15 protein-coding genes and 1 pseudogene are annotated in these 14,809 nt (G+C 44.1%); 10 read left to right on the forward strand and 6 right to left on the reverse strand.

Features of this window, described 5'->3' with window-relative positions; translation table 11 throughout:
- Window positions 1-274 precede the first annotated feature (274 nt).
- On the forward strand, window positions 275-1,159 hold the full coding sequence (locus tag BMX05_RS07175; RefSeq protein WP_093309433.1) for an alpha/beta fold hydrolase: 885 nt from the start codon (window positions 275-277) through the stop codon (window positions 1,157-1,159).
- Between the two features lie 51 nt (window positions 1,160-1,210).
- The gene (locus BMX05_RS07180) at window positions 1,211-2,581 is read left to right on the forward strand and encodes a flavin monoamine oxidase family protein (protein ID WP_093309435.1); all 1,371 of its coding nucleotides are present in this window, start codon (window positions 1,211-1,213) and stop codon (window positions 2,579-2,581) included.
- 94 nt (window positions 2,582-2,675) lie between these two features.
- Here the strand turns inward: BMX05_RS07180 and BMX05_RS07185 are convergent, their stop codons facing one another.
- Window positions 2,676-3,152 carry a CreA family protein gene (locus BMX05_RS07185; RefSeq protein WP_093309436.1) on the reverse strand — a complete coding sequence of 159 codons (477 nt, stop codon included), beginning with the start codon at window positions 3,150-3,152 and terminating at the stop codon, window positions 2,676-2,678.
- A gap of 33 nt (window positions 3,153-3,185) precedes the next feature.
- The gene (locus BMX05_RS07190) at window positions 3,186-3,602 is read right to left on the reverse strand and encodes a SufE family protein (RefSeq protein WP_093309438.1); all 417 of its coding nucleotides are present in this window, start codon (window positions 3,600-3,602) and stop codon (window positions 3,186-3,188) included.
- Between the two features lie 138 nt (window positions 3,603-3,740).
- Here BMX05_RS07190 and BMX05_RS07195 point away from each other — a divergent pair, with 138 nt between their 5' ends.
- From BMX05_RS07195 to BMX05_RS07220, 7 genes and pseudogenes are all read left to right on the forward strand, one after another.
- Window positions 3,741-4,688 carry a DNA-binding protein gene (locus BMX05_RS07195; RefSeq protein ID WP_093309439.1) on the forward strand — a complete coding sequence of 316 codons (948 nt, stop codon included), beginning with the start codon at window positions 3,741-3,743 and terminating at the stop codon, window positions 4,686-4,688.
- A gap of 5 nt (window positions 4,689-4,693) precedes the next feature.
- Window positions 4,694-6,331: an ATP-binding protein gene (locus BMX05_RS07200; protein ID WP_093309441.1), complete on the forward strand. Its 1,638-nt coding sequence runs from the start codon at window positions 4,694-4,696 to the stop codon at window positions 6,329-6,331.
- A gap of 200 nt (window positions 6,332-6,531) precedes the next feature.
- Window positions 6,532-6,843 (forward strand): annotated as a pseudogene (locus tag BMX05_RS07205) (RNA-guided endonuclease InsQ/TnpB family protein); the annotation flags it as partial.
- A gap of 72 nt (window positions 6,844-6,915) precedes the next feature.
- Window positions 6,916-7,320, forward strand: coding sequence for a hypothetical protein (locus BMX05_RS07210; protein WP_143051948.1), 405 nt, complete (start codon window positions 6,916-6,918; stop codon window positions 7,318-7,320).
- Between the two features lie 15 nt (window positions 7,321-7,335).
- Complete coding sequence (locus BMX05_RS07215; RefSeq protein ID WP_143051949.1) at window positions 7,336-8,580, forward strand: outer membrane beta-barrel protein; 1,245 nt, start codon at window positions 7,336-7,338, stop codon at window positions 8,578-8,580.
- Window positions 8,581-8,616: 36 nt separating this feature from the next.
- Window positions 8,617-8,829 (forward strand): response regulator, encoded by a 213-nt coding sequence (locus BMX05_RS12740; protein ID WP_245710533.1) that lies wholly within the window; start codon window positions 8,617-8,619, stop codon window positions 8,827-8,829.
- Window positions 8,805-9,224, forward strand: a complete 420-nt coding sequence (locus BMX05_RS07220) for a winged helix-turn-helix domain-containing protein (RefSeq protein WP_245710535.1) — start codon at window positions 8,805-8,807, stop codon at window positions 9,222-9,224. Before BMX05_RS12740 ends, BMX05_RS07220 begins: the two co-directional genes overlap by 25 nt.
- 5 nt (window positions 9,225-9,229) lie before the next feature.
- On the opposite strand, the gene BMX05_RS07225 is transcribed toward BMX05_RS07220, so the two are convergent.
- Window positions 9,230-9,463, reverse strand: a complete 234-nt coding sequence (locus BMX05_RS07225; protein WP_093309446.1) for a hypothetical protein — start codon at window positions 9,461-9,463, stop codon at window positions 9,230-9,232.
- Window positions 9,464-9,590: 127 nt separating this feature from the next.
- Window positions 9,591-11,111, reverse strand: coding sequence for an acetaldehyde dehydrogenase ExaC (exaC, locus tag BMX05_RS07230; protein ID WP_093309448.1), 1,521 nt, complete (start codon window positions 11,109-11,111; stop codon window positions 9,591-9,593).
- 164 nt (window positions 11,112-11,275) lie between these two features.
- Here exaC and BMX05_RS07235 point away from each other — a divergent pair, with 164 nt between their 5' ends.
- Entirely contained in the window at window positions 11,276-12,607 is a 1,332-nt protein-coding gene (locus BMX05_RS07235) for an HD domain-containing phosphohydrolase (protein ID WP_093309450.1), read from the forward strand.
- Between the two features lie 57 nt (window positions 12,608-12,664).
- Here the strand turns inward: BMX05_RS07235 and BMX05_RS07240 are convergent, their stop codons facing one another.
- Window positions 12,665-13,159 carry a DUF934 domain-containing protein gene (locus BMX05_RS07240; RefSeq protein WP_093309452.1) on the reverse strand — a complete coding sequence of 165 codons (495 nt, stop codon included), beginning with the start codon at window positions 13,157-13,159 and terminating at the stop codon, window positions 12,665-12,667.
- Window positions 13,152-14,795: a nitrite/sulfite reductase gene (locus BMX05_RS07245; RefSeq protein WP_093309454.1), complete on the reverse strand. Its 1,644-nt coding sequence runs from the start codon at window positions 14,793-14,795 to the stop codon at window positions 13,152-13,154. The genes BMX05_RS07240 and BMX05_RS07245 overlap by 8 nt, the downstream gene beginning before the upstream one ends.
- Between the last annotated feature and the right edge of the window lie 14 nt (window positions 14,796-14,809).

Raw genomic sequence — 14,809 nt, forward strand, 5'->3', positions numbered from 1 at the left:
TCCGCATCATTTTCTATCCTCTGCACTTCCGAACACATCAATCGCTATATCAATCATCCTTTCTTTCTAGTCGAATAATGATAATTGTTTTTTATGAATAGGTGAGACAGCATGCTTTTGTCACCCTTTTAATCAAAAAATAATTTATTGTATAGAAGGTTGATAGACGCTGTTGATTTCTTGATGTTTAATGCCTCTTGCAAAGACAATCAAACCGTATTTTCCAATAAATCGAGATGGCAAATCATCGCATATATTTAACTCAGGATTGCAAATGAAAAAGCACATATTAGTAGCCTTGATTTCGTTTTTATTATTATCAGGATGTGCTAGCACTTCACTGCCTATTAGGCAAGATGTTGCTTTGTCTTCTGATTTAGAGCGCATTGCTTATCATGTTACTGGTCAACAAACAAAAACAACATTAATTTTTGTGCATGGCTGGAGTTGTGATAGTCGCTATTGGCAAAAGCAAATCCCTGTCTTTGCAAAAGATTATCAAGTGATTGCCCTTGATTTAGCCGGTCATGGCCACTCTTCATTAGATAGATCTGAATTTTCAATGCAAGCATTTGCAAATGATATCAAAGCTATTATGGATCAAGAAGGGATCGAGCGTGCTATCTTAATTGGCCACTCTATGGCAGGCGTTATCATTGCTGAAGCGGCTAAATTAATGCCTACAAAAATTGTTGGAATTATTGGAGTAGATACCTTGCAAAATGTCGGTGAGTCTATCCCCCAGTCTGTACTTGATCAGATGCTCCAACCCTTTATGACGCACTTTAAAGATGCGACAAAAGACTTTGTTTCGCCTATGTTTCCAGAAAATACGGATCAGCAGCTCCTTCATTGGGTCAAAGAGGATATGTCATCCGCCCCGAAAACAGCTGCAGTTAATGCATTTAGAAATTATCTACAAATGCATGTTAATGGTGAAGCTGCGCTAGTATTTAAAGATTTAACACTTCCTGTGATTTCAATTAATAGTAGGCTCTGGCCCACAGCACAAGCAGAAAATAGTAAATATATCAAGAACTATCAGCTTTTTTATATTGAAGAGACAGGTCATTTCCCTATGTTAGAAAAACCAGCAAAATTTAATCAACTACTGAAAAAAGCCATTAGCTTGATAGAAAAGTACACAAATGAAAAATAACCGTTAACTTGCTATCAGCATGCTGAGGCATGAGGGCTGAGGGTGGGCAGGATGAATAAACGCACTTTTTTACAGCTATTAACCTTAATGTTCTTGGGATCACATACTAAGGTGATTGCGAGTCAGCAAGAATCCAAAACACGGAAAAAAAGCGAGCGTATTGTTATTGTTGGGGCTGGGTTAGCTGGGCTTGCTGCTGCAAAAGCTTTGCAACAAGCAGGGCATCAAGTGTTGGTATTGGAAGCACGCGAACGGACTGGTGGTCGTATTTGGACCAGCAATCAATGGCTTGGTATGCCGCTTGATTTGGGTGCAACTTGGATTCATGGAGTAGATGGGAACCCAATCACTGATTTGGCAGATGAAATTAGTGCTCGGCGTTTGATTACCAGTGATCAAAAAAGTGTGATTTATCATGCTGATGGTCGTGTTTTTTCTCAGGTGGAAGAAAAACAACTCAGAAAAATACGTAAGCAAGTTTTTGATCTCGTGCGTAAAGCACAGGATGCAGAGACGGATGTCTCTATTCAGCAGGCAATTGCTCAGTTGGTACAGGAGGCTGCGCAAGACACGCATCGCCTCAATTTACTAAACTTTATTTTATCGAGTGATTTAGAGCATGAGTATGCGGCGAGTGTCCGTGATCTATCGTCTTATTGGTACGATAGTGATCAAGCATTCGCAGGAGAAGATGTCTTTTTCACACAAGGATTTAAGGTTATTACTGAGTATTTAGCGCAAGGTATAGAAATTCACTTGGCGCAGGTTGTCAAAGAAATTCACTGGCAGCAAGCACAAATACAAGTACATACCCTAGATCAAGTATGGAGAGCAGATCGCGTTATTGTCACTTTGCCTCTTGGCGTTTTACAGCATCAAGATGTGCATTTTGTTCCCGAGCTGCCCAGAGAGAAACGCCAAGCAATTGCTCAGCTAGGTATGGGGGTGTTGAACAAATGTTACCTGCGCTTTGCGCATGCATTTTGGCCGCAAGCGGTGGACTGGCTGGAATACGTTTCAAACAGCCCAGGGGAATGGAATGATTGGATTAGCTTGCAGCGTACAGCCCAATTACCGGTACTTTTGGGATTTAATGCTGCAGATCAGGGACGCGCCATGGAAGCTTGGTCAGATAAACAAATCGTTGCCAGTGCCATGCAAAGGTTACGGACGATTTTTGGTGCCTCTATACCTGAGCCGATTGATTATCAGATCACGCGTTGGGCATCGGATCCTTTTGCTAGAGGTGCCTACTCGTATAATGCATTAGGATCAAGGCCAAAAATGCGCGATTCATTGGCAAAACCTTTACAAAACCAGTTATTTTTTGCCGGAGAAGCCACCAGCAAAACCTATTTTGGAACGACGCATGGAGCTTATTTATCTGGCTTACAAGCCGCACAGAAAATACTCATGACTTGATGATCTCTTGATCAATCGATGAAGTGTATTGACGCTGCCAAGCAGCGTCATATATTGCACTAAATCACGTATCTGGTGAAATGAATACAAAGATTTATTCGCGCCAAGGCATAATGGGTACCACAGAAACAGAATTTTTCGGTGAACCATCAATCACTTTGTCTGAGTACACTAGATAAATCAGGGTATCACGCTTTTTGTCATATAAACGTACCACCTGCATAGACTTGAAGACTAAACTTGTACGTTTAGTAAAGACTTCTTCCGCCTCCCCCGGCTCAAGATCAGATTTGATTTTAATCGGGCCGATTTGCCGGCAGGCAATAGCAGCATCTGCAGTATCTTCTGCTAAGCCTAAGCTACCTTTAATGCCGCCGGTTTTAGCACGTGATAACCAACAAGCGACGCCCTCAACTTCTGGATCATCAAACGCTTCGACCACAATTTTATGATTGGCACCTAAAAGCTTAAATGTTGTGGTCACTTCGCCTATTTCTTCTGCTTGTGCCTGCCATGGCATGAGTGTTAGCAAGCCGACAAAGGCCAGAGTGTGTTTCCATAACTTAGGCATAACGCCTCCTTCTCTATCAATACAGTCTAGTGTTTAGCTGGTTTGCTGTGCGTATGTATAAATTTGTTGCAGCATGGCAGCAAGTCCATTGCTACGTGTGGGGCTTAAATGTTTATCTAAACCAAAGGCACTTAAAAAATCTTCAGGGCGTGTAGCCATAATGTCGGCTGGCGTTTGTCCATCGTACAAGCGTAACAGCAAAGCAATCAAGCCAGAAACAATGGCGGCATCACTGGTCGCTTGAATGTGGAGCTGGCCTTCTTGTAATTCAATATGCATCCACACATTAGACTGGCAACCTTCTATTTTATATTCAGGTGTTTGATAAGCTTGGGGAAAAGCCGGCAGGGTTTTGCCTAAATCAATAATATATTGATATTTGTCCATCCAGTTATCAAAGAATGAGAATTCATCAAGTAATGCGGCTTGAGCTTCGGTGAAAGTACTCATCAGACTTCCTTTATAAGACGTTGACAAAGAAAGTCACTATTCTACCGCAAAATAAGGCTCGCTTTAGGGATTAAGAGCAAGTATCATATTACGTAATACATTTTACGTAAAAATAATGAGCAAGAGAGGTGATATAAGATGGCGCGTCATGGTATTTGTTATGAGGATGTTGTCGAAGCAATCCAAGCCTTGCAGGAACAAGGCCAAGCAATTAATGTGCCTAAAATACGTGAATATCTGGGAACAGGCAGCTTTAGTACGATTAATGAGCACTTACGTACTTGGCGTATGCAAGTACAGCAACACCCAGAATCCACCCTGGCAGCGCAACAAGGTTATCCTCTAGAGCTGCAAAGATTATTTAGTGCCTTGTGGCAACAAGCATGTGATTTAGCACGGCAGCAGCTAGAACAAGAGCGCCAACAAGCACGTACTCAGGTAGAAGCAGCCCAAAAAGCACAGCAAGAAGCTAGCCTACAACAAACTTGGATGCAGCAAGAATTAGAGAAAGCACAAATTGCTCAGCAAGCCGTACAAGAGAAGCATACCCAAACTCGGCTAGCTTTAGAGCAAACACACGAACGTTTGCAGCAACTACAGCATCAACAGACGGATCTACAACAAGCTTTACAGCAAGCGCAACAAAAATATGAACAAAAAGAAAATCACTGGCTACAAGAAATTGATCAGCTGCGCCAACATATCAAACAAAAAAATCATGATTTGGCCCAAATGCAACATCAATTAGAACTGGCACAACTAAAAACAGCGCAACAAGACACCCTACATGCACAGACAATTGCCCAGTTAGAAAGCCAGTCGCAACAGCTGACTGTTCAGCTTGAAACCCAAGCACAAGAACATCAACAAGCACTACAAACACTGCTTCATGAGCATGAGCAAGAACAAAAAGCACGCCGTTTGGCTGAACATGATATGCAAGATTGGCAGAAGGCTTATCGTCAACAAGGGGAGCAAATCCGTAATTTGCAAGCGGATTTACAAACTTGTCTAGCGAAAAATGCCCAATTGCATGAAGATATAGGGATTCTACGTGCTCATGTTCCCTTTCCGACACCTTATTAATCATTATGCGCAGTTTATTTTTTAGGATTTATTTAGGATTACTGATTGCCGCCTTGCTTTTGCTAGGTGGCACAGGGATCATGTACCAATATTGGCAAAAAGATCGTGTATTAGATTATTTAAGTACCACATTAGAGGCGAGCCTTGCGCTGGTTGTGGAGGGGCTATCGCGTCATCAAGGCAGCCAACAAGAAGCTTGGCTTGGTATTAGTCGCCGGATTACGTCTTTACCAATTGAGCTGGTCGATGCACAAGATGTACCTCAGCACATACGCGAGCACACTCCAGCAAAGACGTTAACCCTAGTGGCAAGTGAACATAGCCAAACACTCGATGTACAAGCCTATGCTTATCAAAAACTGAATACGGATGATACGCTATGGATTCAAGTTGCTGTTGAGGAATCGAGTATTAATGAACAACTTGTCCGTGGCAGTATTTTATTATTACTTAATGAAATAGGACGTTATCCAAAAGAAAAACGCCAAGAAGTTTTTGCAAATTGGCAAAATATTTTTAATTTTCCAGTGCATTGGCTGCGTGCAGAGCAAATTAAAGTCAATTACTTACAAGAACGCGCGTTAAAACGGAAAGAGACGGTAGTAGAGTTTTTTACGAATGCACAGAATGAACGTGGCATTCGTGCATTGGCACCTATTGGAAATAGTGGTGATTTCCTACAGTTGGGGCCCATTTTGTTATTAGATCCCTTTCCACGCGTTTGGGTAATTAGTGCAGGTATTATTAATATTGTCCTGTTAATTATTATAGGATTTTTGCTTGTACACCCATTGGAGCGGCGTTTAGAGCGCATGGCAAAAGAAGTGGATGCTTTGCGCTTGAGTGGTCAAGCAGAGTTATTAACGATTGAAGGGCAAGATGCTTTAACTGCATTAGCCAAAAAAATTAATACCATGTCGAGTTGGATTTATCAGTTATTACAGAGTCAACGTGAATTAAACCGTGCTGTCTCTCATGAGCTAAAAACACCTTTAGCACGTTTGAGATTTCGCCGTGAGCTAGCCTTGACCAAGTTAGAACAACTCGAAATAGCAGGTGTTAATACAGAAGCTGTGAAACAGCATTTACTGGGTATGGCCACGAGTATTGATGAGCTTAATCATCTAGTAGAAGAGAGTTTATTATATGCCCGTCTAGAAGCACTTGCCCCAGATCTGAAACTAGAAGTTTTAGATCTATTTGATTGGGCGCAAGAAATTGTGCAACCTTTTACAAGTCAATATCCAGATCTTGAGTTTACGCAAGATATTTATCAATCACGACCTGTCCATGCAGATGCACACCAGTTAAGACGTGCTTTACAAAACTTACTTACTAATGCACAACGTTACGCAAATCAAAGAGTACACTTATATATTCATCAAAGTGCGCACTTTACTTTTATTCAAGTGGAAGATGATGGTGTGGGGATTCCAGAAACCCAGTGGGAGAGTGTACTAGAACCTTTTAAACGGGTGGAATCTAGCCGTAGCCGCCAAACAGGAGGCAGTGGCTTAGGGTTAGCGATTGTGAGTCAAATTATGAAATGGCATCAAGGCGAAATTATACTTGGATATTCAAGCTTAGGTGGTTTAAAAGTGATCTTAAAATTGCCTAATCAAAAAATGCAAACTTTAGGATGATTAAATTGTGCTGAATCGATAAAGCCGAGCATTTTTCACGATGTAAACTTGCAGCATATCATGCAAAATCACTAAAAATGTTACAGGGTGAAACGCTTAAGCCCTTTATTGGTGACGCTAAGACAGTCATGCTTGGCGCCTTCCATCATTCTTTTTGACCAAAATGCGCGACAAGCCCCGTAGTTGGCAACGTAAAATCATCCGCGTTAGCCCAAACCACAATGGCCAAGTCTGTGCAGGATGCAAGCTGGGCCATCCTGAAAACCATGTTGGAATACAAATGCGATCACGCAGGCATTGTTTTTAAAGAGGTTAACGAGTCGTACACCACCCAAACCTGCTCGCATTGTGGCGCTTTGCCCGATGAGAGGCCGCAAGGTATCGCAGGTCTTGGAATAAGAGAATGGACTTGCCGTGCGTGTGGTGTCACGCACGACCGCGATGTAAATGCGGCCAAGAACATTCTTGCGCTCGGGCATGAGCGTCCTGCAGAGGGAATCCCCGTCCTTTAGGGCGGGGAGGATGTCAATTACTTCTGTTCTTTGCGACTATTCTTGGTGACCTAATACCTTGGGGGAGTGCCTTTGCAGCGCCTAGTTTCATATTCTCGATTGATAGCCCGAGTGCTAGGTGTTGGCTTATGGTTAACTTGGGTACCCTTTTTGCATGCCCAAGAAAATGAAGATTGGGGGGAATGGGCGAGGGATACAGATCCACTAAATCATTTACAAGGATTAGAAATTGATCCTGATATACGCAACACCCTTATGCTGACCGAACCTTTGCTGCAAGAACATCTAGTACCTGAAGATGATAAAGGAACGCATGAACCTTTAGATGCGCAAGAGCAAGCCATCGTCAATGCACTTGATAACAGTGATTTATCAGATTACGCCACTTCGAGCACGGAAGATCTCGAGAACTTGGACGACAAACTGACAGATGAGTCCATCTTGGATAAGCTCGATGCAGTGCCATCGCCTGAATAAATAATGAGGACTAAGGTGATCACAGCGACTTCTATCATGACAAAAAAGCGTTTGCACACTTGGTTGCTAACAGGATGCTTAGCCTGTACTGACCCAGGATTGCAAGCTCATGCGCAAACCCACGCAGAGTTTTTACAAGCCTTGACTCCTTTATTGATTGATCAGCCTTTAAAAGCGCGCACACTTTTGCAGCAACGTTTACAAGCCTATCCTAATTGGCAACGTGGTCGTTTAGAAGCCGCACGCTTAGACTATCAATTAGGAGATTATCAAGCAGCGGCTGCCAAAGTCGCACAAGTGTTGCAAGAAGATTTACCTGCACAAGTCCGGCGTAATGTGGAGTTATTCGATCATAAAATTCAGCAGGCTTTACTTGTGCCACCGCAATACTGGTCTTGGCGTGGTCGCTTTATGTTGGGAGGGGGTTGGGACTCGAATGCGAATACAGGGCCTACAGGGACAGATATAGGGGTGAGTGAAGTCAAGCTAAAATCGAGTGCTACGCAAAGCCAAGATGAATATACCTTAGCCCAAATCAGCTTAGATATAGAGCGCCCACTAGGAGAAGTTACACAAAGATTACAGTGGAATAATCAGCTGAATTTATTTACACGTAATTACTCACAACAAACCGATGTGAATATTAGTAGCTTTCGTTGGCGAACTGGAATAGAAAAACAGCAAGCCGCTTGGCATTATGGTGCAGATATTGAGTTACAATATTTAAAATATGGTAATCAAGATATTCGTTATATAGAAATACATCCTTTTGTAGGTTGGCAACAAGCCGCGCATAAAATAGAGTTAAAAACCCAGTTAAGTCAGCGTAATTATTTAAATCAAGGCGTCTTAGGTAAAGACGGCTATATCCGTTCTTATACACTAGAATATCAATACGCTTGGTCTAAAAACTGGCTCATGAAAGGTGAGTTTACTTGGAATGATGCCCAGTATCAGGACTTACGTTACGCCTATCAAGCATGGGAACTAGACTATCGCGTGCTTTATAGCTATCAAAATTATTTAAATCTTTGGTCACAAGTGCGTTACCGTAACAGTCACTATCAAGCACCTGAATACCCCTTATATGATGATGAACGCCGTGAAGATTATTGGACTTGGCGTCTAGGTGCCCAATATAAATTAACACCTTCGGTTGATATAGAAGTCATTTGGTCTAATTATTGGAATCAAGCGAACCATTTATTGCATGATTATCAACGTCAGCAAGTGGAAGCACGTTTGGCTTGGTTATTTTAATCACTGGCTTGATCGCTTTAAATAGGATAAACACATATGTTACATCTTATGTTAGTAGAAGATGATTTAGAGTTAGCCGAACTGACCTGCGAATACTTACGTAACTTTGATTACGAAGTAAGCCATCTTGCCGATGGTGCCCAGGCAGCAGAAAAAATCCTAGCAACCAATCCAGATTTGCTGATTTTAGATATTATGCTACCCAACAAAAGTGGGATTGATATTTGTCGGGAGGTGCGCACCCAATAGAACCCCGCTTATTAGTGGCACGTATTAATGCGATGACACGTCGTATGCACCGAGGCCCAGAAGATGAGAGGGCATCAGATCATCCTATGATCCAGGTGCAAGATCTAGAAATTGATACAGGAGCACGTATTGTGCGCAGAGGTGGTCAAGAGCTGACCTTAAGCACTTTAGAATATGATCTTTTGTATTTATTTGCACGCAATGCTGGCAAAGTCTTATCACGCGATGAAATTTTACAAGCTGTGCGGGGCTTAGAATATGATGGCGTAAGTCGTTTTGTCGATATTAGTATCTCGCGCCTACGCCATAAAATTGGTGATGACCCAAGTAATCCGAGCCGAATTAAAACAATTCGTAATCGCGGTTATTTATTAGTTGCTAAAACAGCTTATTGACCTTCTTAACGAAACGCTTGTAAGTTTTTAAAGCATTTTTCGCGTGCAACATCTTCTGCTAAGCGTCCTGTGTAGGGCGCCTCTTTCAAGCTGGGATAATTGCCAGTTGCCTGATAAAACACCACACCACGTTCAGTACAAGCTTCTACTTGGTCATAAGGCCCTGAGACCACTTCACTACAAGCAGACAAGGCGAGGGAGATGAGGCTAAGAAAAATCACTAAATAAGGCAATGGCATAGACTTGTCCTTTTGCTTTGGTAGTAAAGTTACAAGTATATACTAAGCCTTACGTAAAGAAACAAACTGCAGCCTTAAGTAAGGAAAAACCTAAGACTGCTTTGATATAGGGCAAAATCACTAGAATTTAGAAGAAACCTAGTGGATTAATATCATAGCTCACCAGCATATTTTTGGTCTGCTGGTAGTGGTTGAGCATCATTTTGTGGGTTTCGCGGCCTACGCCAGATTTTTTATAACCACCAAAAGCTGCATGGGCTGGGTAGTGGTGATAACAGTTTGTCCATACGCGTCCTGCTTGAATACCACGTCCCATACGATAGGCAAGGTTCATATCTCGAGTCCAGACACCTGCGCCAAGGCCGAACTCAGTATCATTGGCAATCGCAAGGGCTTCAGCTTCATCTTTAAAGGTGGTCACAGAAACCACTGGGCCGAAAATTTCTTCTTGGAAAATACGCATCTTGTTGTGGCCTTTCAGCAAGGTTGGCTGAATATAAAAACCACCGCCTAAGTCTTCGGCTAAGGCCTCTTTTTCGCCACCTAAAAGCACTTGTGCGCCTTCTTGGCGACCAATTTCCAAATAGCCCAAAATCTTCTCGTACTGCTCTTGAGAGGCTTGCGCACCCACCATGACCTCGGTATCTAGTGGATTGCCTCGCTTAATCTGTTGCGCCCGCGCCACGACACGCGCGATAAAGTCTTCATAAATATCTTCTTGAATCAGCAAGCGTGAGGGGCAAGTACAGACTTCGCCTTGGTTAAAAAAGGCCAGCACTGCACCTTCCACACATTTGCTGATAAAGGCATCTTCTTGTTGTAGTACATCGTTAAAATAAATATTGGGGGATTTGCCACCGAGCTCGACGGTAGACGGAATAATATTGTCCGCTGCACATTTAAGAATATGTGAACCTACCGGTGTAGAGCCGGTAAAGGCAATTTTAGCAATCCGCGTACTGGTAGCGAGGGCTTGCCCTGCTTCAGCACCAAAGCCATTAACGATATTTAATACCCCAGCAGGTAATAAATCTTGAATCAACTCGGCGAAGACTAAAATGGATGCCGGCGTTTGTTCTGCCGGTTTTAAAATCACGCAATTACCTGCAGCTAATGCGGGTGCAAGTTTCCATGCCGCCATTAACATAGGGAAGTTCCACGGGATAATCTGCCCGACGACCCCTAAAGGCTCATGGAAATGATAGGCGACCGTGTTGGCATCAATTTCCCCAATGCTGCCTTCTTGCGCACGAATACAGCCGGCAAAATAGCGGAAATGATCAATCGATAAGGGGACGTCCGCCGCCAGCGTTTCCCGTACCGCTTTGCCGTTATCATAGGTCTCGGCAACGGCCAGTTTTTCCAAATTGGCTTCCAAACGATCGGCAATTTTGAGCAACATATTGGCGCGTTCGGTCACAGAAGTTTTGCCCCAAGCCTCTTTGGCAGCATGGGCGGCATCTAGGGCTAACTCAACATCTTCTGCGCTAGAACGCGGGATTTCACAAATCGCTTGCCCATTCACAGGGGAAATATTGGTGAAATACTCACCTTTCACCGGTGCGACCCACTGACCACCGATAAAATTGCCATAACGTGCCTGAAAATCAACCACAGCACCTGGGGTATTTGGTTGTGCGTAGATCATACTTTTGCCTCATGATGAGATACTGGTTGTTATTCTTGTAAAGTGCAAAAAGATGCCCTCCTATAATGACTTATCCTCAGCAAGTGTCAAATAGGCAGATGTTAATTTAGCCTTAAGTTGTGCTAGGTAGGCTAGTGCCTTAAACCACAAAAGGAGCATCAACAATGGGGATTTCTTTACGTTTTTTGGCGGTCGCTTTGGTGATTTTGGTTTTAAATGGTGCTGTGATTAGCTGGTTGAGTGATCAGATTATGGAAGATGCTTTTTTACAGGAAGCAAAACATAAAATTCATCTGTATCTTGATCAGATCGCAGTGCAAGTGGCTCAGCTGGATCCGCCAACCGATGCGGATCTGGCGTATTTTCGCCAGCGTATTAACCAACACCCAATCTTTGGGCAACAAATCCAAATCAAATCCTTATATCTGTTTGATCAGCAAGGACAAATTCTTGCTCATAGCCAAGGGAAACGCACGCCTAAAAAGATACAAGGGGCTTATGCGCAAGTCGTTTTAGCAGGCCAAGCCTCTTTGGGGGAGCGTGTGGAATGGGACCCTAAGCACCAAGAAGTCAGTGCAGATTTTTTATTACCCATCCAGCTAGCTTCTGGCATCCAAGCGGGCATTGAAGCGGAAGTGAGTATGACAGGGGTGATGCAGGCGATTGCACATTTTGATGAACCGTTTGAAATACAAGTGTGGACGAGCATTTTAGGCTCGAGCATTTTGATGTTCTTGTTATTAGGCTGGTTAGTCCATCGACGTTTAACCGGTCCAGTGCAAGATATTTATCATGTCGTGCAGGCCTTATGTGAGGGTGCCTTACACACGCGCACTCAGATAACCAGCCAAGATGAAATTGGCACCCTTGCCCGTGGCGTCAATCAATTAGCGCAAAGTGTACAGGATTTGCTTGCGCAGCAAGAAGAAGCTTATCTGCAAACCCTCAAAGCTTTGATGCGCACTTTGGAGGCGAAAGATCCTTATACAGCGGCCCATTCAGGGCGTGTTGCCCACTATTCAGTTAAATTGGGTCGTTATATCGGCCTAGCAGAACAAGAACTGAATTTATTACGTAAAGGCGCACTCATGCATGACTTGGGTAAAATCGGTATTCAAGATCAAGTGCTCAACAAACCAGCGGCCTTGACTGCCGAAGAATACCAGCATATGCAGGCACATCCGCAAATGACAGCCAGTATTATGAAACCGTTAAAACGTTTTAAAGCCTTTGCAGAAATCGCTGCTTGGCATCACGAGCGTTGGGATGGCCGAGGTTATCCTGATGGTTTGACTGGGACAGAAATCCCTTTATTAGCACGTATTGTCGCGATTGCCGATACTTGGGATGCGATGACAGGAGACCGTGTTTACCGTAAAGGGATGCCTGCTGCCAAAGCGTTAGCTATCTTGGAAAGTGAACAAGATCAAGGGCAGTTTGATCCCCAGTTAATCCGTCAATTTATTAGGTTAATGCAAGCAGAGTTAGCCAGTTAAGCAAAACATAAAGGCCTTACAAGTCTGTGTAAGGCCCAGAGGAAAAACGCAAGAATCTTATGCGCCTTGCGCCCGCTGAATAAACAAAGGGAGTGCTTGGTCTGATGCGGCTTGATAACATACGCTAAAAGGCTTGAGCGCCTGTAACGCTGCTTGAAGATCTTTATCTGCACGTAGGGCAAAGGCATTAAAGCCCACGCGCTGCATATAAAAGAGCTGATCCTGTAATACATCCCCAAGCGCGCGTATTTCTCCTTGATACTGATAGCGGGTACGTAATTGACGCGCTAAGGTATAACCGCGGCCATCATTAAAATCAGGAAAATCAATCCCGATCAAAGGGGCTTGCATCAAGGACGCCGCCAGCGCATCGGTTAACTCAGTATCACTGGCTAACCAAGGGGCCCGTAATGGATGTGCGCTTTCTTCTAGCCAAGCGTGCAAAGGCAATAAGTAGGCTTGGGAATCTTGGGTGTCAGGTTGGTTGGCATCCGCACAGACACGAATCCAAGCATCTTCCACAATCTGGCCATCACGAATAATCTTAGGCATACACACCTTCCTTAAAGGGTTTGGCACCAATGCGGTGATAGGTATCAACAAAGGTTTCCTCTGGGTGACGCTGAGCCACATACACGGCCAACAACTTGGCAATCACCTCTGGAATCGCCTCTTGGGCGAAAGAAGGCCCGAGGATTTTCCCTATGTTGGCTTGGTTACCTGAGCGTCCACCAAGCGAGATTTGGTAGAACTCTTGCCCTTTTTTATCCACGCCTAAAATCCCAATATGGCCAATATGGTGATGACCACAGGCATTCATACAGCCGGAGATATTGAGATCCAAAGGCCCAAGATCATAGACATAATCCAGATCGTCGATTTTTGCTTGAATGGCTTGTGCAATTGGAATCGATTTGGCATTGGCAAGATTACAAAAATCCCCACCAGGGCAGCAGATAATATCTTGCAATGTGCCCACCGTGGGTGAAGCTAACTGATGCTGGTCGAGAATTTGCCATAACTCAAATAACTGATCGAGACGCACATCCGCGAGCACCAAGTTTTGATTATGGGAGACTCTCAATTCACCCAAGCTATAGCTTTCTGCAAGATCAGCCACAAGCGTCATCTGTTGGGTGTTAATATCTCCAGGTGCATGGCTGGGATGTTTTAAAGATAAGGTAACCGCCGCATAGCCTGAAACCTTATGGGCTTGTACATTGTTGGTGACAAAGCGCGAAAAGGCTTTGTTTTGCGCCCGTGCTTGCTCAAATGCTTGGGTATCTACACCTTGGGTTCGTGCAGGCTCATGGAAAAAGCGTGCCGCATAGGTAACTGCTTGTTCCGTGAGGGTGCTGGGGCCATCTTTGAGTTCTTGCCATTCTTGTTCGACACGTGCGCGGAAGGTGTCCACCCCTAAGGCTTTCACAAGGATTTTAATCCGTGCTTTGTATTTATTGTCGCGGCGGCCGTATTGGTTATAGACACGCAAGATGGCTTCTAGGTAAGTGATCAGGTGTTGCCAAGGTAAGGCCTCACAAATCACATCCGCGATTAACGGCGTACGCCCTAACCCCCCGCCAACCCACACTTTAAAGGCTAAACCTTGCGCACCTTGCACCAGCTCTAGGCCAATATCATGCACTTGTACCGCCGCGCGATCTTGCTTTGCTCCATTGACGGCAATTTTAAATTTGCGTGGTAAGAAAGCAAATTCAGGGTGCAAGGTGGACCATTGGCGAATCAGCTCACACCAAGGGCGTGGGTCAGCGACTTCATCGGCTGCAATGCCGGCAAATTGGTCTGTGGTGGTATTGCGAATGCAGTTACCACTGGTTTGGATCGCATGCATTTCTACTTGGGCGAGCTCATCCAACACTTGCGGGATTTTCTCTAAGGGAATCCAGTTAAACTGGACATTCTGGCGCGTGGTAAAGTGCGCATAGCCCTTGTCATACGTAGTCGCAATATGCGCTAGGGTGCGCAATTGACGCGCACTTAACATGCCATACGGGATAGCTACCCTTAGCATGGGCGCATGTCTTTGGATATACACGCCATTTTGCAGGCGCAAAGGGCGGTATTCATCTTCGCTTAAATCACCAGCAAGATAACGTTGGGTTTGGTCTTTAAACTGAGCAACACGCTCATTCACCAAGGTTTGATCATAGGTATCATATTGGTACATGTCGGGTCCTATCT

It is taken from the genome of Allopseudospirillum japonicum (assembly GCF_900108915.1).
GTDB lineage: Bacteria > Pseudomonadota > Gammaproteobacteria > Pseudomonadales > Halomonadaceae > Pseudospirillum > Pseudospirillum japonicum.

Bases quoted from the DNA above. Each gene is read 5' to 3' on its own strand.
- BMX05_RS07175 (WP_093309433.1), top strand. From the start codon at position 275: ATGAAAAAGCACATATTAGTAGCCTTGATTTCGTTTTTATTATTATCA.
- BMX05_RS07180 (WP_093309435.1), top strand. From the start codon at position 1,211: ATGAATAAACGCACTTTTTTACAGCTATTAACCTTAATGTTCTTGGGA.
- BMX05_RS07185 (WP_093309436.1), bottom strand. From the start codon at position 3,152: ATGCCTAAGTTATGGAAACACACTCTGGCCTTTGTCGGCTTGCTAACA.
- BMX05_RS07190 (WP_093309438.1), bottom strand. From the start codon at position 3,602: ATGAGTACTTTCACCGAAGCTCAAGCCGCATTACTTGATGAATTCTCA.
- BMX05_RS07195 (WP_093309439.1), top strand. From the start codon at position 3,741: ATGGCGCGTCATGGTATTTGTTATGAGGATGTTGTCGAAGCAATCCAA.
- BMX05_RS07200 (WP_093309441.1), top strand. From the start codon at position 4,694: ATGCGCAGTTTATTTTTTAGGATTTATTTAGGATTACTGATTGCCGCC.
- BMX05_RS12740 (WP_245710533.1), top strand. From the start codon at position 8,617: ATGTTACATCTTATGTTAGTAGAAGATGATTTAGAGTTAGCCGAACTG.
- BMX05_RS07225 (WP_093309446.1), bottom strand. From the start codon at position 9,463: ATGCCATTGCCTTATTTAGTGATTTTTCTTAGCCTCATCTCCCTCGCC.
- exaC (WP_093309448.1), bottom strand. From the start codon at position 11,111: ATGATCTACGCACAACCAAATACCCCAGGTGCTGTGGTTGATTTTCAG.
- BMX05_RS07235 (WP_093309450.1), top strand. From the start codon at position 11,276: ATGGGGATTTCTTTACGTTTTTTGGCGGTCGCTTTGGTGATTTTGGTT.
- BMX05_RS07240 (WP_093309452.1), bottom strand. From the start codon at position 13,159: ATGCCTAAGATTATTCGTGATGGCCAGATTGTGGAAGATGCTTGGATT.
- BMX05_RS07245 (WP_093309454.1), bottom strand. From the start codon at position 14,795: ATGTACCAATATGATACCTATGATCAAACCTTGGTGAATGAGCGTGTT.